This window comes from Methylorubrum podarium (assembly GCF_040270385.1).
GTDB classification, from domain to species: Bacteria; Pseudomonadota; Alphaproteobacteria; order Rhizobiales; family Beijerinckiaceae; genus Methylobacterium; species Methylobacterium podarium.
This window is the reverse complement of sequence record NZ_JBELQE010000061.1, coordinates 45702-69262: the sequence shown is the minus strand read 5'-3', so window position 1 is coordinate 69262 and position 23561 is coordinate 45702. Positions and strand designations below refer to the sequence as shown.

Genomic DNA, 23561 nt, shown 5'->3' with positions numbered 1-23561 from the left:
GTGGACCGCGGCGCCCCGTCGGTGAAAGTGGGTATATGGAGCCCGGGCGCCGACGTCAATCGGAAAAACGCGGAAGGCGCGATCGCGCCCGCCACGGGGCCTGCTCGCGGCCTACAGGGGCCGTCTGCGGATGGGGTATTGTCGCAAGCCTGCGCATCGCGACTCGGAGATCCGGAATGGACGCTTATCTCGTTCCCCTCGGCGGCGGCGCGCTGATCGGCGCCTCCGCGGCCCTTCTGCTCCTCGCCAACGGCCGGATCGCCGGCATCAGCGGCATCGTCGGCGGATTGCTCGGTCCGGCCGGGCGCGACAGCGTCTGGCGGGCGGCCTTTCTCGTCGGCCTGCTGCTCGGCCCGGTGCTGTTCCGGCTGGCCGCGGGACACTGGCCGGAGGTGCGCATCGAGGCGGCCTTGCCGGCGATCGCGGTCGCAGGCCTTCTCGTCGGATACGGCACGCGGCTCGGCTCCGGCTGCACGAGCGGCCACGGCGTCTGCGGCCTGGCGCGGCTCTCGCCCCGCTCCGCCGCGGCGGTGGCCACCTTCATGGCGACCGCCATCGTCACCGTCTTCCTAGTCCGGCACGGAGTCGCGCGATGACCCTCTCCCACCCGGCGACCGCCCTGATCAGCGGCCTGCTGTTCGGCTTCGGCCTCGCTCTGTCGGGCCTGATGGATCCCGAGAGGGTGCTCGGCTTTCTCGACGTCGCGGGGACCTGGGACCCGAGCCTCGCCTTCGTCCTCGGCGGCGCGGTCGGGGTGTCGGCGCTCGGCTACCGACTCAAGGCGCGGATGACGCGGCCCTGGCTCGCTCCCCGCTTCGAGGTGCCGACCCATGCGAGGCCCGATGCCCGCCTCCTCGGCGGCGCCGCGCTGTTCGGCGTCGGCTGGGGGCTCGCGGGGTTCTGCCCCGGCCCCGCCGTCGCCGGCCTCGTGCTCGGGTTGCCCCCGGTCCTCCTGTTCGTTGCCGCGATGCTCGTCGGCATGCTGCTCCACCGCGTCACGGCCGGCGGTCGGGCGGTGGCGCGCAGGGCCTGATCCGCTTCCGAACGGTGACGCGCCGCTGCGGTCGGCCGCCGGACGGGGCGCCGGGCGTCGTGCCCTCGGGCAGGCCGCGGAGACGACCTTCCGAGCCGTCTCTGGAGGGGGAAAGCGCGAGTCGGCGGCGAGGCTTGACCCCGGCCCGGTCCCGTGCCTTTTGGCCCTCCTGGCACCAGACTCCGTAGCTCAGCTGGATAGAGCAGCCGCCTTCTAAGCGGCAGGTCGTAGGTTCGAGCCCTACCGGGGTCGCCAAGCGCTCCCTTCGACATCGATGCGGTTGCCCTCGGGTGCGGCGCGGGGGCGGTGAGCGTCGTTTCGACGCCGGGGCGGAGACCGGCAGGGCCCGCCGTCGTTGCCACGCGATCAGGAAGCGCGCTGCCCGGCCGGGTTCGATCCCGCCGGGAAAGCTCCGGTGCGGGAGACGATCGCCGTGGATCAGGCCGACACAGCCATGAAGGGCCTCACGAACGGAGGCACGAACGAAGGCTCGGACGGCGTTCTGGGGCGCCCGCAGGCCCGGATCGAGGGGCGCGCCAAGGTCACCGGGACGGCGATCTACGCGTCCGACAGGCGCGCGGACGGCCTCGCGCACGCGGCCCTCGTCACCAGCACGATCGCGCGCGGGCGCATCCGCGCCTTCGATCTCGCCGCGGCCGAGGCCGCGCCGGACGTGCTCGGGATCTTCACGCATCGCGATTTCGCGGGCGCGATCGCTCCCGTCCCGCACCTGATGGCCGGCGGCTACGCCAACTCCTCGCATCGCCCGCTCGGCTCGGACCGGGTGGCCTATGCCGGCCAGATCGTCGCCCTCGTCGTCGGGCGGACGCCGGAGGCCGCAGCCCGAGCCGCCGCCCTGGTCCGCGTGCGCTACGCGCTGGAGCCGGCCGCCGCGACCTTCGACGATCCGGGTGCCGAGACCGTGCGGCTCGCCGACCTCAAGGCCCACCACGAGGACATCGCCACGGGCGATCCCGACGCCGCCTGGGCCGCGGCCGCGGCTCGGGTGGAGGCGCGCTACGCGACCCCGATCCAGCACCACAACCCGATCGAGCTGTTCACCACCTGCTGCGCCTGGGACGGCGATCGGCTCACGGTGTACGAGCCGAGCCGCTTTATCGGCGCCGTCCGGCACGGGCTCGCGGCGCAGCTCGGCCTCGATCCGGACAAGGTGCGGGTCGTCTCCGGCCCGATCGGCGGGCATTTCGGCTCGAAATTCGCCCTGTCGCAGTACACCGCCCCGGTCGCCCTCGCCGCCCGGCGCCTCGGGCGGCCGGTCTCGCTGGTGCCGACGCGGCGGCAATGCTTCACCATCGCCAACTACCGCCCGGAGACGCGCCACGACATCCGCCTCTGCGCCGATCGCGACGGACGGTTCACGGGCCTCGTCCACGCGGCGGAGGTCGTCACCTCGCGCTTCGACCCCTTCGCCATGGAGGGCGCGGACGTGACCGCGAGCCTCTACGCCTGCCCGGCGATCCGCACGGAGGAGCGGGCGGTGCGGGTCGATCGCAACACGCCCGGCCCGATGCGGGCGCCGCCGGAGGTGCCCTACCTGTTCGCCCTGGAGAGCGCCGTCGACGAGATGGCGGCGCAGCTCGGCCTCGACCCGATCGACCTGCGCCGCCGCAACGACACCGCCCGCGATCCGGTCTCGGGCAAGCCGTTCTCGAGCCGGCCGCTGATGGCCTGCTTCGATGCCGGGGCGGCCGCCTTCGGCTGGGCGCGGCGCGCGCCGCGGCCCGGATCGATGCGGGAGGGCGCGTGGCGCGTCGGCCTCGGCTGCGCCGCCTCGGTGCGGCCGGTCAAGATCGCCGCGGCGACCCTGCGGCTGCGGCTCTCGGCCGACGGCGGGGCGGAGGTGGCGTGCGCCCACCACGAGATCGGCAACGGCATCACCACGCTCCTGGCGATGGGCGCGGCCGAAGGGCTCGGCGTGCCGGTGGAGCGGGTGCGGGTCGAACTCGGCGACACCGCCCTGCCGGCGGCCGGCCTCTCGGGCGGATCGAGCACCACGACGAGCCTGATGAGCGCGCTGGCGCTCGGCTGCGAGCAGCTGCGCGCGCGGCTGGCCCGGGAGGCCACGGCGCCGGGCCGCCCGCTCGCCGGCCGCGACCCCGCCGGCCTGCGCCTTACCGGCGGCCGGCTCGTCGCGGCCGACGGGTCCGGGCTTCCGCTCGCGGAGGCGGTCGCCGGGATCGACGGGGCCGGGGTGGAGACGCTCGCCGCGTTCGTGCCGCCGGGCAGTGCCCCCGACGCGCTGGAAGTCCTGCGCGCCGGCCATATCGGCCTGAGCACGGGGGGCGATGCGCTCAAATGGGCGTTCGGGGCGCAGTTCGCGGAGGTGCATGTCCACGCCGAGACCGGCGAGATCCGGGTGGCGCGGCTGACCGGGGCGTTCGCCGCCGGCCGCATCCTCAACCCGCTGACGGCGCGCAGCCAGCTCCTCGGCGGGATGATCTGGGGGCTGGGATCGGCGCTTCTGGAGGAGACCGTCCTCGACGGCGCCGCCTACCGCAACCCCGATCTCGCCGAGTATCTCGTCCCCACCGCCATGGATGTCGACGCGGTCGAGGCGCTGCTGGTGCCCGATCCCGACGAGGCCGTGAACCCGCTCGGGGTGAAGGGGCTCGGCGAACTCGGGGTCATCGGCGTCAATGCGGCGATCGCCAACGCCGTCCATCACGCCACCGGCCGCCGCATCCGCGCGCTTCCGATCCGCATCGAGGCCATGCTGTAGCCGGCGGCGCGTCCGGACGCGCCGCCGGGAACCGTTCCTACTCGGCCGCCATCGGAGCGGCCTCGACCGGCGCGACGCGCGCGGCGCAGAACTTGAACTCGGGGATCTTCCCGAGCGGGTCGAGGGCCGGGTTGGTCAGGAGGTTGGCGGCGGCCTCGGCGTAGCAGAAGGGCATGAAGATCATGCCCGCCGGCACGTCGCGGTCGGAGCGCACCTTCAGCTCGACGGCGCCGCGCCGCGTCTCCAGCCGCATCGCCCCGCCCGGCCGCAGGCCGAGGCGGTAGAGCTCCTTGGGCGCCATGAAGGCGACCGCCTCCGGCTCCAGGGCGTCGAGGACGCCGGCGCGCCGGGTCATCGAGCCGGTGTGCCAGTGTTCGAGCACGCGGCCGGTGGAGAGCACCATCGGGAACTCCGCGTCCGGCACCTCGTCCGGCGGGACGATCGCCGCGGGGACGATCTTGGCGCGGCCGCTCTCGGTCGGGAAGCCGGCGTAGAAGATGATCTCGTTGCCGGGCTGGTCCGGGGCATCGACCGGGTAGGTCACCGCCCCCTCGCGCTCCAGGCGCTCCCAGGTGATGTTGTTCAGGGACGGCATCACCTGCGCCATCTCGGCGAAGATGTCGGCCGGGCCGCGATAGGTCCAGTCGAGGTCGAGGCGCTTGGCCAGTTCCTGGATGATCCACCAGTCCTGGCGCGCGTCGCCGGGCGGCGCGACCACGGGCTGGGCGATCTGGACGCGCCGGTCGGTGTTGGTGAAGGTGCCGGCCTTCTCGGCGAAGGCGGAAGCCGGCAGCACCACGTCGGCGTGGAAGGCGGTCTCGGTCAGGAACAGGTCCTGCACCACGAGGTGGTCGAGCATCGCCAGCGCGTGGCGGGCGTGGTTGAGGTCGGGATCGGACATCGCCGGGTTCTCGCCCTCGACGAACATGCCCTTGATCTCGCCCGCGTGGATCGCGCGCATGATCTCGACCACCGTCAGGCCCTTCTGCGGGTCGAGCCGCTGGCCCCAGAACTCCTCGAACAGCTCGCGCACCGCATCCTTCTCGACCGACTGATAGTCCGGATAGACCATCGGGATCAGGCCGGCGTCGGAGGCGCCCTGGACGTTGTTCTGGCCGCGGAGCGGGTGCAGGCCGGTGCCCGGCCGGCCGATCTGGCCGGTGACGAGGGCGAGCGCGATCAGGCAGCGCGAGTTGTCGGTGCCGTGGACGTGCTGGCTGACGCCCATGCCCCAGAAGATGAGCGAGGACTTGGCCCGGGCGTAGAGCCGCGCCACCTCGCGCAGGGTCTCGGCGTCGATGCCGCAGACCGGGGCCATCTTCTCCGGCGTGAAGTCGACGATCTTCTCGCGCAAAGCCTCGAAGTTCTCGGTGTAGCCGGCGATGTACTGCTCGTCGTAGAGCCCCTCCGTGATGATCACGTTGAGCATCGCGTTGAGCATCGCCACGTCGGAGCCGGGGCGGAAGGCGAGGTGCTTGTAGGCGTGGCGCGAGAGCGTCTGGCGCCGCGGGTCCATGATGATCAGCTTGGCGCCGCGCTGCTTCACCGCGTTCTTGAGGAAGGTCGCGGCGACCGGGTGGTTGACGGTCGGGTTGGCGCCGATGACGACGATCACCTCGGCGTCGAGCGCCGCCGCGAACGGGGCGGTGACGGCGCCCGAGTTCAGCCCCTCCATGAGGGCCGCCACCGACGAGGCGTGGCACAGCCGCGTGCAGTGATCGACGTTGTTGGTGCCGAAGCCGAGGCGGACGAGCTTCTGGAAGAGGTAGGCCTCCTCGTTCGAGCCCTTGGCCGAGCCGAAGCCGGCGAGCGCCTTGCGCCCGTCGGTGTCGCGGATCCGCTTGAGGCCGCCCGCCGCGCGGTCGAGCGCCTCTTCCCAGGTCGCCTCGCGGAAATGGGTCCAGGGATTGGCCGGGTCGACCTGATCGTTGGCGTCCTTGGCGACGTTCTCCAGGCGGATCAGCGGCACCGTCAGGCGGTGGGGGTGGTGGACGTAGTCGAAGCCGAAGCGGCCTTTTACGCAGAGCCGGTTCTGGTTGGCCGGGCCGTTCACGCCCTCGGCGTAGACGATCTTCTCGTCCTTGACCTTGTAGGAGACCTGGCAGCCGACGCCGCAATAGGGACAGAGCGACTTGACCTCGCGGTCGGGATAGACCGTCCGGGTCTGGTTGGCGTCGAGATAGGCCGACGGCATCAGCGCGCCGGTCGGGCAGGCCTGGACGCACTCGCCGCAGGCGACGCAGGTCGAGGCGCCCATGGGATCGTCGAAGTCGAACACGACCTTGGCGCCCGCGGCGCGGTAGGCCATGCCGATGACGTCGTTGACCTGCACCTCGCGGCAGGCGCGGACGCAGAGATTGCACTGGATGCAGGCGTCAAGGTTGACGCTCATGGCCGGGTGGCTGACGTCGCTCGTCCAGCGCTCGGCCGCCGGGAAGCGGCTCTCGTTGACGTCGAGATAGTCGGCCTGCACCCAGAAATGCGACGACGGGTCGTGCGAGGTCGCGCGCTCGGGCTGGTCGGCCACGAGCAGTTCGAGCACCATGGCGCGGGCCTTGGTGGCGCGCTCGGTGGCCGACTTCACCTTCATGCCGACCGCGGGGGTGCGCTTGCACGAGGCGGCGAGCACGCGCTCGCCCTCGATCTCGACCATGCAGGCGCGGCAATTGCCGTCGGGGCGGTAGCCGGGCTCCGGCTTGTGGCAGAGATGCGGGATATGCGTGCCCAGGCGCTTGGCGACCGCCCAGATCGTCTCTCCGGGCTGCGCCTCGACCTGCTGGCCGTCGAACTCGAAGGCGATGGTCGCGGGCGCGGTCGGGCGATCCTTCAGGCCGTAGGTGCCCGAGGGCTCCGGCGCGGCCTGGCCGCCGGACTTGGCGCCCTGCGAGTAGGCGCCGCCGGACGTCGATTGCGCGCCGTTCGCCGGGCCGCCGGCATCCTGGCGCTCGTCGGCGCGGATCTCGGGCCGCTCGATCTTGTTGCCGTGCGGTTCGGGGCCGTTGCTCATGCGTCCGCTCCAGGCTCTGGCATTCTTAGGGGAGTCAGCGTCGGGTGCGGCCTTACTCGGCCGCCACGGCCCGCGGCTCCGGGAAGAGGTCGGGGAAGTACTTGATGACGGTGCTGACGGGGTTCGACGCCGCCTGACCCAGGCCGCAGATCGAGGCGTCGCGCATGCACTGCGCCAACTCGCCCAGCAGATCCGTGTCCCACACGCCGTTCTCCATCAGCATGCGGGCCTTCTGCGTGCCCGAGCGGCAGGGCGTGCACTGCCCGCAGGACTCGTCCTCGAAGAACTTCATCAGGTTCAACGCGGCACCGCGCACATCGTCCCGGTCGGACAGGATCACGACCGCCGCGGAGCCGATGAAGCAGCCGTATTTCTCCAGCGTGCCGAAATCGAGCGGGATGTCGTTCATCGAGGCCGGCAGGATGCCGCCCGAGGCGCCGCCCGGCAGGTAGGCCGCGAAGCTGTGCCCCTCGGACATGCCGCCGCAATACTCGTCGATCAGCTCCTGGATGGTCAGCCCGGCGGGCGCGAGCTTGACGCCCGGCTCCCTGACGCGGCCCGAGACCGAGTAAGAGCGCAGGCCGACGCGGCCGTTGCGGCCGTGGCTCTTCCACCACTCGGCGCCGCGCTCGACCAGGTCGCGCACCCAGAACAGCGTCTCGACGTTGTTGATCAGCGTCGGGCGGTTGAACAGGCCGACCTGGAACGGGAAGGGCGGCTTGTGCCGGGGCAGGCCGCGCTTGCCCTCGAGCGATTCGATCAGCGAGGATTCCTCGCCGCAGATATAGGCGCCGGCGCCGCGGCGCAGGTGGATGCGGGTGCCGCCCTCGGGCAGCTTCGCGATCTCGCGGGCCAGGATCTCGCGGGAGATCGGGTACTCGTCGCGCAGGTAGATGTAGACGTCCGCCGCCTCGACGACGTGGGCGCCGATCAGCATCCCTTCGAGGAAACGGTGCGGATCGGTGTTGAGGTAGAGCTGGTCCTTGAAGGTGCCGGGCTCGCCCTCGTCGCCGTTGACCGCCATCAGGCGGGGGCCGGGCTCGCCGCGCACGGAGCGCCACTTGCGGCCGGTGGGGAAGCCGGCGCCGCCGAGGCCGCGCAGGCCGCCGTCGTCGAGCACCTTCAGCACGTCATCGACCGGCAGCTCGCCGCTGCGCAGCCGCTCCAGCAGGGCGTAGCCGCCGCCGGCCCGGTAGGCGTCGTAATCGACATAGTCGGGGATGTGGGCGTGGGTGTCCTCGGCCTCGACCGCCGCGCGGACGGACGCCGCGTCGGCCTTGTGCAGGAAGTTGTGGCCGACCTCGACCGCCGGGGCGTGGTCGCACAGGCCGACGCAGGGGGCGCGCACGACGCGGACGGCATCCGAGGCGAGCTCGCGCTGCAGCGTCTCGAGCAGCTCGTCGGCGCCGAACATCGCGCAGGTGATGCTGTCGCAGACCCGGACCGTCAGGCGCGGGATGTTGGCCTCGCCCTCCTTCACCACGTCGAAATGCGCGTAGAAGGTCGCGGTCTCGAACACCTCGGCGAAGGCGAGCCCCATCTCGTCGGCGAGCGCCGCGAGATGGTCGGCGCTGATCTGGCCGTAGGTGTCCTGGATCAGGTGCAGGTGCTCGATCAGCAGATCGCGCTGGCGCGAACGGGCGCCGAGCAGATCCTCGATCTCGACCTTGGCCTGGGGCTCGACCTGGCGGCCCTTCGGCACGGGGCGGCTGACGTTGCGGCCACGGCCCGGATGCGCGAAGCGCCGGACAGTCCCTGTTGCCTCACTCATGGCACGACCTGTGTTCCAGCTTATGGGGGCGAAGGGGCGGGAGAATGCCGGAGGGCGGGCCGGTTACTGGCCGCCGAAGGCGCGCAGCGGCTGCCCGGCCTCGGAACGCGGCCGCATCGCGACCTCGCCCGACGCCTCGTCCAGCGAGGCGACCCGGGGACCGACGACGGCGTCGAGCTCGGTCTCGAACGCGTCGAGCGCGGCGTTCAGCCGATCCAGGAGGGCGGCGTTCGATGCGTCACCCGCCTCGCCTCCGACGGCGCGCGTCAGGGCCTCGCGGACCCTGTCGGTCAGTTCCTGGGTCAGCGGCGGCTTGGCTTGCGCGGCGTAGGCATCCGTGACCGCGGCCGCCAAGCGGCTGGCATCCATCGTCATGCCCGCGCGATCTCCGGAAGGGTGAAGCTGTGCATGTCGAACTCTTCGGCGTCGAAGCCTGCCGGATCCGGTAACAGGCGATATAGTGCAAGTCATATGTCGAATTGTCATTATACCAAACTGCATGCAGGGCATACCCCACCAGCGTCCCGCGAGACCCTGAAGGCGACCACCTTCACCGTCGCTCGATGCCGCGCCCGGTTCGATGTCGCTGATCGCTGGTGCGGATGCCGCCCTGGGCCGTCGGTCTTGCCGCGACGGAGCCGGCCATCGTCTCGACCCGTGCGCCGACCTTGATCCTCACGGCCGCGGTCGAGCCGGCAAGGCGTTCGGGCACTCAAGGCGCTGGTGTCGCACCCCGGCTCGACGGCTGCCCGCTTGCCGATTCGAGCAGGCGCGCCGACCGCCTCGGCGACGGCCCGTTCGGGCCGGCGTGGAGCGCCCCGACGGCGCGTCATGACTCGGCCGCGATCGGCGCGAGGTCGGGAGCCGCGCCGATCCCGCCGCGCCGGCGGTTGCGGCCCGTGGTCCTACGGCGCGAGCAACCGGTCGTAGAGGGCGATCAGATCCTCGCCCTGGTCCGCCGCGGTTCGGGGCGGTTGCGAGGGCTGCGGCGGGCTCGTGCGGAACCGCTCGGGATCGGCATCGATGCGCTGGAACACCGCGCGCAGCCCATCCGGAGATCCGACATCGACCCGGAAGCCGTTGACGCCCTCGTCGAGATCCTCGCCGATCGCGCCGAGCCGGCTCGCCACGACCCACAGACCCGCCGCGCGCGCCTCCCGCGTCACCAGCCCGAAACTCTCGGGCCAGAGGGAAGGGGCGAGCAGCACGTCCATCTCGGCGTAGAGCTCGCCGATCTGCTCCTGCGGCACCTTGCCGACGATCCGGACGGAGGTGGCGCCCCAGGTCTCCTCACTCACGTAATCCGTCGCCCGGGCGTGGTCGACGAGGGTCAGGCTCAGGTTCTCGAACCGGCCGGCCCGCAGGATCGCCTCGACCAGGGTGGCGCCCTTGTGCGCCGTCCGGCCGCCGATATGGCCGAGCCGCACCCGGCCCGTCGGACTCTCCCGCCGCGCGACGGGCGTCAGGCGCGGGACGCCGTTCGGGATCGCGATCGTCCGGGGGAAGCCCGCCTTGCGATAGATCTCGGCGAAGGAGTCCGACACCGCGGCGATGGTCGCCGCCGCGTCGAGCACCCGCGCCAGCCCGCGGCGGCGCGCGATGGAGCCGGTCGGGGTGACCGAGCGGCTCGTCGCGTCGGCGAGGATGTCGGGCGAGGGCATCTGCACCAGCCCGTCCTCGTCGATGAGGAACTGGAAGTCCGAGATCCACCACGCGTCGTGGACGGTGACGACGTAGGGAATCCCCCTCGCCCGCACCGCCTCGACCACGCTGGCGGTCAGTTGCTGCACGCAGTGGACGTGGACGAGATCGGGATCGAAGCGATCGAGCAGGGCCTCGAATTCCGCGCGCACGCTCGGGTTGAACGGGCGCCAATCCATGTTCCGTTCGCGCGGCGTGGCGATGCGGAAGACGGGGATGCCGCGATAGGCGTCGATGCGGGTCTGATAGGGGGGCTCGACCTCCATGTCCGAGGCCGCCACCGCGAGTTCGAACCGGTCGGCGGCGTGATCGAGGATGTGATCGACGTTGTCGCGCACGACCCGCGTGGCGCCTCCGACGGTCTGGGGCGGGAAGAAGACGTTGATCACCAGGATGCGCGGCTTGCCCTCCCGACGCGTCCGCGCAGCCGAGGCCGCCGGCCGCGCCTCTCCGGCGGTGCGATCGGCCCACGCCTCGGCGGCGGGCCCGGGGGCATCCGGCGGCGTGCCGGCCGGCCGGCGCGGGGCGGGGCGCCCGGTTTGCTGCGGCGGGGCGGCGAAGATCCCCTTGAGAACCTCGACGGCGGCGTCCAGGCCGTAGGAGGCCAGCGCCTTGTCCCGCGCCCGATCCCCGACCTTCCGGCGCAGGGCGGGGTCGGCGATCAGCGTCGTGAGAGCCTTCGTCCAATCCTGAACCGTCTCGGCCAGCAGCGCGTCCTGCCGATCGACGAGGATCTCCCGGTAGGTGCGCGTCGCGCTGACGACCGAGGGGATGCCGCACATGGCGGCCTCCAGCCACTTGATCTCGCTCTTGGCGTCGGCGAAGGGGCCGGGCGCGAGAACCGCGAGGTTGATGTCCGCCCCCGAGAGCGCCTCCCAGTAGGCCGTCACGTCGTCGGTGAAGCCGAGCTGGCGGACCCGGTGCGCGAACCGCCGGAAGCCGTCACCGAGGCGCAGATAGCCGGCGATCACCAGGCGGACATGCGGATTGCGCTCCATCACCGCGAGGAGCGCGGGCGCGGCGAGGTCGTTGAAGTCCTTGTTGTGCGCGCGCGTGCCCGATCCGTAGAAGATCGTCAGCGCCTTCTCCGAGAAGGGCGCGCGATCGCGCCTCAGGAAGGGAAGGTTGCGCGCGTCGAGACCATTGCGCAGGACGTGGCAGACGCCCGAGCGGACCAGCGGGCGCATCCGCTCGGCCAGCGCCGGCGTCGAGGCGAGGCCGACGTCGCAGGCCTGCATGGCGTAGCGGAACAGCGGCACGCCGTATTGCAGGTCGACATATTGCTTGGCCGTGATCTGGCCCTCGAAGCTCTCCAGGGGATCCGGAAACATGGCCGCATCGAAGACGATGTCGTCGATCTCGTAGATCGTCGGCAGGCCGAGTGCGCGGGCGTAGAGGATCGCGTGCAGGACGCCGGGAAAGGCCGCCACGCGGTAGAAGATCACCGCCGAGGCCCTGTCGAGGGCCGGGCGGCAATCGCCTGCCTCATCCTGTTTGAAGACCTCGACCGTCCAGCCGCCATGCTGGAGCTGCTGGATCTTCTGCACGACGCGGTAATGGTCGCACTGGGGAAGGTCGCGGTTGGCGACGATGACGACGTGTCCGTTGGCCGGAACCGCGAGGGGCGCCGGCAGCGGATCGACCGCCTCGATCAGGCTGCCGATCTGGTCGAGGCAGGCGGTGAGGCGATCGTCCGCCTCCTGCCGCCGGCCGGCGGCGTAGTCCGCGCGGGCCTTCTCGCTCGTGAGCGCGAAGGACGCCGCCATGGCGCGATGCGCGGCGGCGCGCCAATGCGCGTTGGCGTGCCATTCCTCGGCCGAGCGCCGGACCCGGTCGAGCGCCTCCGCCACGCCGCTCGGCTGCGCGAGCAGGCCGTCGATCGCGTGGACGTGGCTCCACACGATGGCGCCCGGCACATCGGCCGCATGCGCGAAGGCGCGCGCGGCATCGTTCGTGCGGTTGAGGATGAGCAGCGCGTCGCCGCGGCGATGATGGAGGCGGCCGGAGACGAGCCCGGCCTTCAACGCCCGGTCGAAGGCCTCCTTGGCCCCGATGGCGTTGCCGTTGATGAGATGGTACTCGCCGATCCGCTCGAGGAGCTGGGCCGAGCAGGCCTGCCGCACGGCCTCGAGCTCCCAGAGCTGGAAACCCGTCGTGACGAAATGCCGGAGGGCGTTCAGCCGTCCGGGCGGCGGCGGGGCGACGCCCTCGGGCAGCAGCGAGCGGTAGACCGCCTCGTCGAAGCTCTCGGGAAAGGATTCCTCTCCGACGAGCCGGACCAGCGCCGCCGCCTCGGTGCCGGGCTCCCCCTTCCGGATCCCCTCGCCGAGCCAGTGGCGGTACAGGTCGGCATCACGAGTGCCGGCAGGAACATCCGGGTTGGACGAGCGATAGAAGGCGGGGTCGAAGCGCAGGCTCAGCGAGATCGGCGCGAGGCGGTCCACCCCCTCCGTCAGGAAGGCGACAAGCCCCTCCATGCGCGAGGTGGGCGTGCGCGTCAGCCACCCCTCGTTCAGCAATGCGAATTCGTGGAGCACGAAACGGTCGAGCCACGCGCCCGGGAGAACGCGTGCGGCAACCAGCAGCTCGACGAAGCTCTCGGCGGGGCGCGTGGCGGGGCGGCGCCCGCCCGACGCGGCATCGGGCGCGACGAGCAGGCGCTCGTATTCCTGATCGAGGACCGACAGGTCGGCCCGGTAGGCCCGCCCCTCGGACCGACCGAAGCGCAGATAATGCTCGCTGAGCTCCCACGGCTCGGACATGCCGGCCAGATCGTCGTGGAGCGCCCGGTAATGCTCGGGAACGAAGTCCTTCGGCAACGGGCTGCTGTCACGCTCCAGGGCCGCGATCAGCGCGGCCGCATTCCGGGCGCGACCCTCCTTCCGGCCGTGCCGGACGTAGTGATCCTTGAGGACCTTGCCGTCGTCCCCCAGGACGGCGAGGTCCGGATAATATCGCCGATAGAAGACGGGATCGAAGCTGCCCTCGCCCGTCGGCCCGCCGGACGCGCGCAGCCGTGGCCCGCGCGGGAGCTTTCCGAGTCCGACCTGCTTCGAGAGCAATTGCAAGCTGCGCCTGAACACCGTCAGCAACCTCGCGCGTGGATCGATCCACGATTTCCAGGTAGGATCCGGGTCGATGTCCGGTTCCGATCGGGTGGCCGATGGGTCGATGCGGCACCCAACCGGCCCGGAACGGGAAGGGGTCTTAGCACTCCCTGCACGCCGCTTCAGCGCGGGACAGCACCGAGCGCCGGGAATGCCTTCTTCCCGGTCTCTGAATGGCCTTCGCACGGATTGCCAGACGTCACATCTCGCCCCTCGACCGCGCTGCAACAAGCGAAGCAGTAGCCATTGCGCCGGCCGGGGGCAATCCTCCCGCCACAACCGTGGAGCGAAAATGGACCGGGCCGGATGGATCGACCATTTCCGGGCCGTCCGCGTCCTTCTTTCGAGGACAGGAGGCGCCGGCCCCCGTTTATGCCTCAGAATTCAAGAGCAGCGGTGCGATCCATGTGTAGGCCCATCTCAATAGGACGAGACGACCGATTCGGCACTGGCATACCGATAAGATGCACTGCAATTACGAAACAATATTTTGTTGAAGATGTATCAATGCGCTACAAAATAATATAACATAGCTTATTCGATCGAGAATTATGTTTTTACATTCATTTTATGTCGGATTTCAGGGCCTATGCTTGAAATTGTAGCCACGGCCCGTCACGACAGGCCCGCAAACGGTATCGCTCCCGCACTGCGGAATCCTGCCGCGCTTCGCCGTTGTCGAAGCGGTGCTTGAACGGGTGCCTCGGTGCCGACCATGGAAGCCGGCAGCACCTTCGCCCCGACCGGGAAACATGCGCCGGCCGGAGGCCGTTCGGGCGCGTTCACCTCTCGGTGATCATCGTCTTTTCCGGGAGGCGGCGCCGTATCCGGCCGGATCGCGTCAGGCTGGCGTCGCTCGCCCCCGTCGCGACGTCCGTTCTCCCCGCGGCCCCGATCGCTCTGTCGTCGCAGCGCCTCGGCGCGATCCTGAGGCGGCGGCGCGTCGATTGCGGCCGCCTCTTCATCGGCTCCGAGACGCCGCCAGGCCTACGGCTCCCGGCCAAGCAGGCTCGAGGACGAGAGGCGCGGCGCCGAATCCTGCGTCCGCCCGTGCCGGACGCGCCTTATTCCCGGATCGCGGCGAGGCGGGCGGCCGCGGCGTGCAGGGCGGGATCGTTGCGCGGACCGCTGAGCGCGTAGGCGGTGCTGCCGTTGCGCCAATAGGCGGTCGTCCCGTCGCTCGAACGGGCCACCGGCTCCACGCCGTCGGCCAGCGGCGCGGCGCTGCTGTGCTTGGCGAACAGGGCGAGTTCACCGATCTCGGCCGACTGGATCGAGATCTCGATCCCGGTGCCGCTCCGGCTCGGGAAGACCTGTACGTCCCGGACGACCCAGCCCGCCGGCAGCGGCGGCAGGTCGACGCCGGTCGCGGCTTCGATGCCGGCGGGATCGTAGGCCGAGGCGAGGGGCAGGCTGGTCACGCGGGCGCGGATCTGGACCGCCTCGCGGGCCTGTGCCGCCTCTTCGGCCAGGGAGGGATCGATCGGCGAGGCGAAGGAGCCGGGCACGCCGAAGCCGCCGCTCTCGGTATGGGCGAGCCAGCCCGCCCCGACCAGCACCACGACCGCCGCCGCCCGGCGCAGGCGGGAACGGACCCGCTGCCAGGCGAAGGCGCGATCGATCCGGCGGGCGCTCGCGCGCAGCCGCTCCGGCGGCAGGCTCGGCACGGACAGGAAGGCTTCGCGCAGGGCGTCGCGATCGCGCAGGTCGGCCATGACCTGCAGCGCGTCCTGGGGATTGCGCGCGAGATGCGCCTCGACCTCGACGCGACGCATCGGATCGAGTTCGCCATCGACATACGCGATGAGATCGGTTTCCGTGACGGGATCGACCATCGGCCCACTCCGACTGCCCTGCTTGCCCACCGGTCAGCCTCGTCGCCGGCCGGTGCTGCTGTGATAACGGTTCGCCGGGGTCATCAATTCCGCCCGACGACACGAAGATGCGCGCGGCCCCGGTCGGGGCCTTCGTCGGACGAGCCGGCCTTGCCCTTGTGGCTGCCTTCCTCGAAGGCGCGCAGGGCGGCCCGGCCGCGACCGAGCCGCGACATCAGGGTTCCGATCGGGATGCCCAGCACGGCCGCCGCGTCCGCATAGGCCATGCCTTCGAGCGTCACGAGGTGAAGCGCGGCGCGCTGCTCCTCGGGCAGGCTCTCGAACGCCTTGCGGATCTGCATCAGCCGCACCTGCCCTTCCTGAGCCGGCGGGGCCACCTCCTCGGAGAGCTGCACCAGCACGTCGGCATGGCGCGCCTCGACCCGCTTGCGGCGCTGCTCGTCGATGAAGACGTTGTGCAGCACCGTCATCATCCAAGTGCGCAGGTTCGTGTCGGGCCTCAGGCTCGCGCGCGATTCGAGGGCGCGAACCATGGTATCGTGGACGAGGTCGTCCGCCTTGAGCGAATCCCGCGTCAGCGACCGGGCGTAGCGCCGCAACGGCACCAGCAGGTCGACGATATCGGAGCGTTTCGAGCGCGTTCTATCGAGCACCATGATCCGTTGACGTCCGTCCGGAGCCTTTTAATCCGCGCATTCGGCTCGCCGGCGACAAACCTCGCGAGACATCCTCGGCGGATCGTTCCGCGTCCCGCGCGAATCGATCCGGCCCAAAAAAGACGACCCCGGCCCGGATGTCGAATCCGGGCCGGGGTCGCCGTCCTTCCGATCCGCCTCGACCGGTCATGCCGGCGAGGCGAGCGCCTGAGCGCGCCTGAGAGCGGCTCAGTTCTCCTCGTCGCCCGGCTCGAACACCTCGGGCTGGGTCGAGGCGGCGCTGGCGACCGGCGTCGGCGCCTCGATGGTGGAGGGCACGTTCACGCCGTCGCGCTTGTAGATGTCGTCGCGGAACTGCACCGTTCCGTCCGGGGTCGCCCAGGCGGTGATGTAGGTCCAGTAGACCGGCACCGGCTGCGTGAGGCGGGCGTCGATGCGCTGGCCGCTCTCCACCGCCTGCTCGACATGGGCACGGTCCCAGCCGGGCGTGTCCTTCAAAAGCCACGTGATGTACTCGCGCACGTTCTGCACGCGGACGCAGCCGGAGGAGATGAAGCGGAAGTCGTCGCCGAACACGCCGCGGGAATTGGTGTCGTGCATGAACACGCCGTGCGGGTTCGGGATGTTGATGCGCACGACGCCCATCGAGTTGAAGTCGGCGCCCGAATCCTGGCGGTAGGTGTAGCGGGTGCCCTCGTCCGAGTTCCAGTTCACGGAGCGCGGCGAGATCTCCTGGCCGCCCGAGAGGATGCGGATCTTGTTGTCCGTGAGGTAGTTCGGATCCTTCTGCATCTTCGGGATCAGGTCCTTCCTCACGATCGAGGCCGGGACCGTCCAGGTCGGGTTGAAATTGATCTCGACCGCCTTGGCATTCATGATCGGCGACTGGCGGTCGATCTTGCCGACGCCGGCGGCGTGCAGCGTCACGACCTGGCCGTTCTCCACCGTCTGCACCAGGGCGGCGGGGATGTTGGTGATCACGAAGCGCCGGCCGAGATCGCCCGAGTAGGAGCGCAGGCGAATCACGTTGGTCTCGAGCTGGCGCAGGCGCACGTCGGCGGGCACGTTCATCGCGGCCTGCGTCGCCGGGCTCATCTGGCCGGTCTGCGACAGGCCGTGGCGGGCCTGGAAGCGCTTCACGCCGGCCGCGACGTAGGAATCGTAGACGCCGGCGCCGCCGGCGGTGGCGTCGAGGTCACCGGTGACGATCAGGCGCTGGCGCACCGCCGCCACCGCCGGGCCGCGGGAGCCGACCCGCAGACCCGCCGCGCCGGACACGGCCTGCCAGCCGCCGCGGGCGACGATGGAGCGGTACTTCTCGACCATCGCCTCGGTCGCCGCGATGGTGTCGGGCGAGAGGATCGGCGTCGAGGAGCGGTGCACCTGCATGGTGGTCGGCGAGGAATAGTCCTGCGCCCATTCGGCCTGGGCGAAGCCGGCCTCGCGCGCGACCGCCGGGCCGGCGAGCAGCGTCGCCCCCAGCAGAGCGGCGGCCAAGGGGCGGGCCGAGGAGCGGACAAGGGGACGGAGGTGGGCGTGGCGCGCGGTCTGCAGCATCGATCCGGGCTCTGGATGGAGGGTGCGGTCGGTGGACCCGGCCAAGGGTCTCGGCTCGAACGCCGGGGGGTACTTCGGGGTACGCCCGGACGCGAAAGCCAAGTCTCGGCCAAGTCCTCGTGCCGCGTTTGTTGCGGTCTCGTGGTTAAGAAGCCATGCCGTTCCGGGCCATATTGTGGCGTCCGGGTGTGGCGGCACACGCCGTGTGGCCCGAGGACACTTTTGCCGAGCGTCTTGCCGAGGATCGCGCGGGGCGGCGGAATGGCGCCGGCCCGGCCCCTACCGGAGCCGCGCGAAGCGGCGTAAGGCTCGTGCATGCCGAGCCCACGCCGCGACCGGACCGGAGGAGCGCCGCGCGTCCTGCGCGGGCTGACCGCCGTGGCCGCCCTCTACGCGCTGGTGCTCCAGGCCCTGCTCGGCGGCATCGCGGCCCTTCCCGTCACGGGGGCGCCCGCCTTCCTCTGCCAGCCGGACGCGGCCGTCGCCACGGCGGCCCCGGCGAAGGACGGGCTGCCGGCCCCGGATTCGCACCATGCCGGCTGCTGCACGGCCGCGCATCACGCGCCCCCCGCGACGCTCCCGCCTCCCCCATCGGCCGAGATCGCCTGGCCCGAGCGGGACGCCGCCCGCGCCGACTGGTCCGGTGCCCAGGGCCGGGCGGCCCGGCCGTCGCCCTTCACCCTCGCCCACGCCCGGGCCCCGCCGGCCGTCTGACTCGCCCGATCCCCGCGATCCCTCGACGTCAGACAACCGGACCCATTCCATGCCCCGCTCCCGTTCACGCGCTCCTCTTCGCGCCGCCCTGCCGCTCGTCCTGATCGGCCCCGCGCTCATCGCGCCCGCCTCGGCCCACGCCGTGCTGGAGCGCAAGGAGGCGGCGCCCAATGCCGCCTATCGCGGCGTCGTCCAGATCATGCACGGCTGCGACGGCCGCCCGACCACCCGCGTCAGCGTCACCATCCCCGAGGGCGTGACCGGCGCCAAGCCGATGCCGAAGCCCGGCTGGACGATCAGCACGGTCAAATCGGCCTATGCCCGCGCCTACCCCTCCTTCCACGGACAGGTCTCGGAGGGCGTCACCCGGATCACCTGGAGCGGCGGCAGCCTGCCGGACGACCAGGTCGACGAGTTCACCTTCTTCGCCCGGATCTCGGACGCCTTCGCGCCCGGCGCGACGATCTACTTCCCCGTCGAGCAGGACTGCACCGAGGGCAGCTACCGCTGGAGCGAGGTTCCGGCCGAGGGCGAATCGGCGCGGGGGCTGAAGGCGCCGGCCCCGGCGGTGCGGATCGTCGCCGCCCAGGGCGGCGCAGGTCACCAGGGCGGCACGGTTCAGGCGGCGCAGGCCCCGGCCGCCCCCGCCGCGAGGGCCGGGGCGATCGCGATCGAAGCGCCCTGGCTGCGGGCGACACCGGGCGGCGCGAAGGTCGCCGGCGGCTACGTGACGCTGCGCAACGCGGGCACCGAGCCCGACCGGCTCACCGGCGCCGCGATCCCGCAGGCGGGCCGGGCGGAGATCCACTCGATGACGACCGAGGGCGGGGTGATGAAGATGGCGCCCGTCGAGGGCGGCCTCGCCGTCGCGCCGGGAGGAAGCGTCGCGCTCAAGCCCGGTGGCTACCACCTGATGTTCCTCGACCTGAAGGACGGGCTGAGGGCGGGCGAGACCGTCTCGGGCACGCTGACCTTCGAGCGGGCCGGGACGGTGCCGGTGACCTTCAGCGTGGCGCCGATCGGCGCGCAGGGACCCGGCGCCGGATCCGAGGCCGGCGGCCCCCCGCACCATCACTGAGCGGCGGCACCGGCCGTCGACCCCGCCGCGCGGGGCTCGAAGCCCGAGATCCGCGCGCTCCCTTTCCTCTCCGAACGGAGACACGATCATGCGCCTTCACGCTGTCCCGGCCGCCCTCCTCCTCGCCCTCGGTTTGGCTGCGACGAGCCCGGCCCGGGCCCACGACTACCAGGCGGGCCCGCTCAAGATCGGCCATCCCTGGTCGCGGGCGACGCCCGGCGGGGCCAAGGTCGCGGGCGGCTACCTCACGGTCACCAATACCGGCACGGAGCCCGACCGGCTCACCGGCGGCACGATCGAGGCGGCCGGGCGCGGGGAACTGCACACGATGTCGATGGAGGGCGGCGTGATGAAGATGGCGCCCCTCGCCGACGGCCTGGCGATCCCGCCCGGCCAGACGGTGTCGCTCGCCCCGAGCGGCCACCACCTGATGTTCCTCGACCTGAAGGCCGCGCTGAAGAAGGGCGAGCGGGTGAAGGGGACGCTGCGCTTCGAGCGGGCCGGCAGCGTCCCGGTGGAGTTCGCCGTCGAGAGCCTCGCCGCCAAGGCCCCGGAGGGGGCGGGCGGCAAGCCCGGCCATTCGGGGCAAGACCATTCGGGGCAAGACCATTCGGGACATGACCATGGCCACTGAGCCGCGACCGGACCGGGCCGCCGCCCCCGCCTCGAAGCGGGGGAGCACGCTGATCCTGATCGCCTTCGCGCTCGCCCTCGTCGGCATCGTGGCGGCGACGGTCGCCTTCCTGCCGCGGGGGGACAGGCCCTCCGCCCTGTCGGTGGTCGGCGGCCCGTTCCGGCTCGATTCCTCGAAGGGCGGCACCGTCGATTCGCGGGCGCTGAAGGGCAAGCCCTTCCTCGTCTTCTTCGGCTTCACCCAGTGCCCGAACGTCTGCCCGACGACGCTGGCCGACCTCGGCACCCTGCTCGACGAATTCGGCGCGCAGGGCGGCGCGATCCAGGCCTACTACATCACCCTCGATCCCGAGCGGGACACGCAAGAGGTGATGCGGGAGTACATGGCCTCGTTCACCGACCGGATCACCGGCTTGACCGGCGCGCCGCAGGAGATCGAGCGGGTGGCGCGCGACTACCGCGCCTTCGTGAAGCGGGTGCCGCTGCCCGGCGGCGACTACACCCTGGAGCACACGCTGATGGTCTACATGATGGACCGCGACGGCGGCTTCGCCGGCCCCCTCGACCTCGATGCCGGGCACGCGCTCGCCCTGAAGCAACTGCGCAAGCTGGCCGCCGACGGCCGCAACACCTGAAGGCTCGGAGCCGCCGACGGCACGGCGCCCGCCCTGGGGCCGAGACGAAAACCGGGCGGCCGGGACCGTGAGTCCATTGACGCCCGTGCGAGCTTGGCCATAGCTGGCGGCCATGCGAGGGCGCTTGCCGGGATGGTCCGTGTGCCGCGCGGTCATCGCCGTGGCCGCGCTCTACGCGCTCGCCCTGCAGGTCGTCCTCGGCGCGGCCGCGCTCGCCGGAACCGCCGGCCCCGACGGCGGCCTCGTTCACGTCCTCTGCGCGCCCGATGCGTCGGACCCCGACGCGCCGGCGAAGCCGCACCCGGCGCACCTGCCCTGCTGCCAGGCCGCCCACGTCCTGCCGAGCCTCGACGTGCCGGAGCCCGGCCACGCCCTCGTCGCCTGGCCGCCGGACCGGATCGCCCCGGTCGCGTGGCGGCCCGAGATCGTCGCCCTCCCCCGCGCGCCGCCCGGCACGCGCCCGAGCCCGCGCGCCCCGCCCGTCGTCTGATCGATCGCCCTCCCCGATCCTTCAGACCACGGACGCTTCCTCATGCCTTGCCGTCAACGGGCCGTGCCGCGTGCCGCCCTGTCATCGCCCCTGCTCGCCGCCGGGCTCCTCCTCGCCGCCCCGGCCTTCGCTCAAGCCCCGACGGAGGACGCGGCCACCTCCTCCGCCACGCTGTCCGAGATCAGCGTCTCCGGGACCGGCCGCCCCGCCGCGCCGGGCGAGACGGCCGGCTCGCTCACCGTCCCGAGCGTCGCCGCGCAGCGGGCGGCGGTGAACGCCACCGTCGGCTCGGTCGCCTTCGTCGATGCCGCGACTTTCCAGAACCGCTACGCCAACACCGTGCGCGACGTGCTCAAAGACGTGCCCGGCGTGTTCGTGCAGGAGCGCTACGGCCAGGAGATGCGCCTCTCGATCCGCGGCTCCGGCATCGCCCGCGGCTTCCACGTCCGCGGCATCGAGCTGCTGCAGGACGGCATCCCGCTCAACCTCGCCGACGGCAGCGGCGACTTCTACCAGATCGACCCGCTCTCCCTGCGCTCGGTCGAGGTCTACAAGGGCGGCAACGCGCTGACCTTCGGCGCAACGACGCTCGGCGGCGCGGTGAACTTCGTCACGCCCACCGCCTACACGGCGCTGGCGCCGAACACCGTCCGGATCGACGGCGGCAGCTTCGGCACGATCCGCGAGCATTTCCAGATCTCGCGGATCTCAGGCCCGGCCGATCTCCTGATCTCGGGCACGGCGACCGATTCCGACGGGTTTCGCGACCACGCGACCCAGCGCACGCGCAACCTCAACGCCAATGTCGGCTACCGGCTCGCGCCGGGCGTCGAGACGCGCTTCTTCCTCGGCTACTACGACACCGACCAGAAGCTGCCCGGCTCGCTCTCGCTGTCCAACGCCCTCAACAACCCGCGCCTCGCCAACCCGAGCGCGATCACCGGCAACCAGTCGCGAAAGGTCACGACGGAGCGGATCGCCAACCGCACCTCGTTCGAACTGGAGGTCGGGCGCCTCGACATCGATTCCTGGGCGATCCACAAGAACCTCTATCACCCGATCTTCCAGGTGATCGACCAGGACGGCTGGACCTACGGCGTGGCGCCGCGCTGGGCCGGCACGTTCGATCTCGGCGGCTATCGCAACGACCTGATCCTCGGCCTGCGGGCGTTCGCCGGCATCAACGAGGCCCGGCAATTCGTGAACGTGGCCGGCCTGCGCGGTGCCCAGACCCTCAACGCCCGCCAGAGCGCCTCGAACTACGAGGCCTATGCCGAGAACCGGTTCTGGTTCCTGCCCGACATGGCGCTGATGACCGGCGCCAAGCTGTTCTCGGCGAACCGCACCTACAGCGACAAGGGCGGCCTGCCGACGAACCCCGCCGCGCGCTTCGCCGCCGTCACCTACGAGGGCATCAACCCGAAGCTCGGGCTCCTGTGGCAGCCGCTGCCGGAGATCCAGGTGTTCGCCGACATCACCCGCTCGCGCGACGTGCCCGATTTCTCCGACCTCGCGCAGACCAACACGCTCGGCACCACCTTCGTCCCGCTCGCGGCCCAGCGCGCCTGGACCTACGAGGCGGGCTCGCGCGGCCGGATCGACCGCCTCGCCTGGGACGTGACGCTCTACCGGGCGGAGGTGCGCGACGCCTTGATCAACTTCACGCCCAATCCCGGCCTGAACATCCCGGCGGCGACCTTCAACGCCCCGCGCACCCGCCACCAGGGCGTCGAAGCCGCCGTGACCCTCGACCTCGCCGAGGATCTGACCGGCCCCGGCGACCGGCTCAGCCTGACCCAGATCTGGACGCACAACGATTTCCGCTTCGTCGGCGACCCGGTCTTCGGCAACAACCGCATTGCCGGCGTGCCGGTCGACGTGCTGCGCACGGTGCTGGGCTACCGCCATCCGAGCGGCTTCTACCTCGCCCCGGCCCTCGACTGGGTGCCGCAGGGCGCCTTCGCCGACCACGCCAACACCCTCAAGGTGCCCGGCTACGCCCTCCTCGGCCTCCAGACCGGCATCGATTTCGCCAACGGCGTCTCGCTGTTCGTGGATGCCCGCAACCTCACGGACGCGCGCTTCATCTCCGACATCGCGGTGGTCACCAACGCCGCGACGGTGGCGGGCGGGCCGGTGGCGTTCTTTCCGGGCAACGGCCGCAGCGTGTTCGGGGGCGTGCGCACCTCGTTCTGAGGGTTCGGACCGCGAAGGGACGGCCCGCGGGCCGTCCGGGCGGCCGAGGGCGGAAGGGCGACGTCCGGACGGCGAGAGGCCGGAACCGGATTGTTCGCATGCCCTTCGCGCCGCGTCCGATAGGCCGCATCGGGCCGACACCCCTTAGTTGTTTCGGCACGCATCCTTTCGGCGAACCCGCTGCCACAGGCGGGCAGGCGCGCTCATCACAATTCGCATGTCGGAGGGGTTGATCCGGAGCGAGCTCCGCATCAGCCTGACTGTATCCAGCAATCGGCAAATCAGAAATTTCAGATCGTCATCCTGAAGACATTGGAGCGAGGTCATGCCGAATTCATTGCGGATCCTTTGCGTCCATGGCCTCGGCGATCAGCGTCAGAGCGGCTGGGATGCCGATTGGTCCCGTGC

At 71.3% G+C, this 23561-nt stretch carries 16 protein-coding genes and 1 tRNA gene; 10 read left to right on the top strand and 7 right to left on the bottom strand.

Annotation, left to right across the window (positions count from 1 at the left end):
- Window positions 1–176 precede the first annotated feature (176 nt).
- The 4 genes from ABS772_RS10820 to ABS772_RS10805 all read left to right on the top strand — a co-directional run bounded on the left by ABS772_RS10820 (window position 177) and on the right by ABS772_RS10805 (window position 3773).
- On the top strand, window positions 177–596 hold the full coding sequence (locus ABS772_RS10820) for a YeeE/YedE family protein (RefSeq protein ID WP_350394412.1): 420 nt from the start codon (window positions 177–179) through the stop codon (window positions 594–596).
- Window positions 593–1033, top strand: a complete 441-nt coding sequence (locus ABS772_RS10815) for a YeeE/YedE family protein (protein ID WP_350394410.1) — start codon at window positions 593–595, stop codon at window positions 1031–1033. Before ABS772_RS10820 ends, ABS772_RS10815 begins: the two co-directional genes overlap by 4 nt.
- Window positions 1034–1211: 178 nt before the next feature.
- Window positions 1212–1288: transfer RNA gene (locus ABS772_RS10810), tRNA-Arg, on the top strand.
- 199 nt (window positions 1289–1487) lie between these two features.
- Window positions 1488–3773 (top strand): xanthine dehydrogenase family protein molybdopterin-binding subunit, encoded by a 2286-nt coding sequence (locus ABS772_RS10805; RefSeq protein WP_350394416.1) that lies wholly within the window; start codon window positions 1488–1490, stop codon window positions 3771–3773.
- A gap of 37 nt (window positions 3774–3810) precedes the next feature.
- Here ABS772_RS10805 and fdhF read toward each other — a convergent pair whose 3' ends face one another.
- The 7 genes from fdhF to ABS772_RS10770 all read right to left on the bottom strand — a co-directional run bounded on the left by fdhF (window position 3811) and on the right by ABS772_RS10770 (window position 17407).
- Window positions 3811–6780: a formate dehydrogenase subunit alpha gene (fdhF, locus tag ABS772_RS10800; RefSeq protein WP_238256820.1), complete on the bottom strand. Its 2970-nt coding sequence runs from the start codon at window positions 6778–6780 to the stop codon at window positions 3811–3813.
- Window positions 6781–6832: 52 nt separating this feature from the next.
- Window positions 6833–8551, bottom strand: a complete 1719-nt coding sequence (locus ABS772_RS10795; protein ID WP_350394409.1) for an NAD(P)H-dependent oxidoreductase subunit E — start codon at window positions 8549–8551, stop codon at window positions 6833–6835.
- A 63-nt stretch (window positions 8552–8614) separates the two neighbouring features.
- Window positions 8615–8926, bottom strand: coding sequence for a hypothetical protein (locus ABS772_RS10790; protein ID WP_350394407.1), 312 nt, complete (start codon window positions 8924–8926; stop codon window positions 8615–8617).
- A gap of 530 nt (window positions 8927–9456) precedes the next feature.
- Entirely contained in the window at window positions 9457–13335 is a 3879-nt protein-coding gene (locus ABS772_RS10785) for a glycosyltransferase (protein ID WP_350394405.1), read from the bottom strand.
- Window positions 13336–14423: 1088 nt separating this feature from the next.
- Window positions 14424–15194 carry an anti-sigma factor family protein gene (locus tag ABS772_RS10780; RefSeq protein WP_350394403.1) on the bottom strand — a complete coding sequence of 257 codons (771 nt, stop codon included), beginning with the start codon at window positions 15192–15194 and terminating at the stop codon, window positions 14424–14426.
- An 83-nt stretch (window positions 15195–15277) separates the two neighbouring features.
- Entirely contained in the window at window positions 15278–15850 is a 573-nt protein-coding gene (locus tag ABS772_RS10775; RefSeq protein WP_238256815.1) for a sigma-70 family RNA polymerase sigma factor, read from the bottom strand.
- 228 nt (window positions 15851–16078) lie between these two features.
- Window positions 16079–17407, bottom strand: a complete 1329-nt coding sequence (locus ABS772_RS10770) for a L,D-transpeptidase family protein (RefSeq protein ID WP_350394401.1) — start codon at window positions 17405–17407, stop codon at window positions 16079–16081.
- A gap of 315 nt (window positions 17408–17722) precedes the next feature.
- On the opposite strand from ABS772_RS10770, the gene ABS772_RS10765 reads away from it, so the two are divergent.
- The 6 genes from ABS772_RS10765 to ABS772_RS10740 all read left to right on the top strand — a co-directional run bounded on the left by ABS772_RS10765 (window position 17723) and on the right by ABS772_RS10740 (window position 23153).
- The gene (locus ABS772_RS10765) at window positions 17723–18121 is read left to right on the top strand and encodes a hypothetical protein (RefSeq protein WP_350394400.1); all 399 of its coding nucleotides are present in this window, start codon (window positions 17723–17725) and stop codon (window positions 18119–18121) included.
- A 49-nt stretch (window positions 18122–18170) separates the two neighbouring features.
- Entirely contained in the window at window positions 18171–19199 is a 1029-nt protein-coding gene (locus tag ABS772_RS10760; RefSeq protein WP_350394398.1) for a DUF1775 domain-containing protein, read from the top strand.
- Between the two features lie 88 nt (window positions 19200–19287).
- On the top strand, window positions 19288–19833 hold the full coding sequence (locus ABS772_RS10755) for a copper chaperone PCu(A)C (protein ID WP_350394396.1): 546 nt from the start codon (window positions 19288–19290) through the stop codon (window positions 19831–19833).
- Window positions 19823–20467, top strand: coding sequence for an SCO family protein (locus ABS772_RS10750; protein ID WP_350394414.1), 645 nt, complete (start codon window positions 19823–19825; stop codon window positions 20465–20467). Before ABS772_RS10755 ends, ABS772_RS10750 begins: the two co-directional genes overlap by 11 nt.
- Window positions 20468–20606: 139 nt before the next feature.
- On the top strand, window positions 20607–20957 hold the full coding sequence (locus ABS772_RS10745) for a hypothetical protein (protein ID WP_350394395.1): 351 nt from the start codon (window positions 20607–20609) through the stop codon (window positions 20955–20957).
- Window positions 20958–20999: 42 nt separating this feature from the next.
- Entirely contained in the window at window positions 21000–23153 is a 2154-nt protein-coding gene (locus ABS772_RS10740) for a TonB-dependent receptor family protein (RefSeq protein ID WP_350394393.1), read from the top strand.
- Window positions 23154–23561 lie beyond the last annotated feature (408 nt).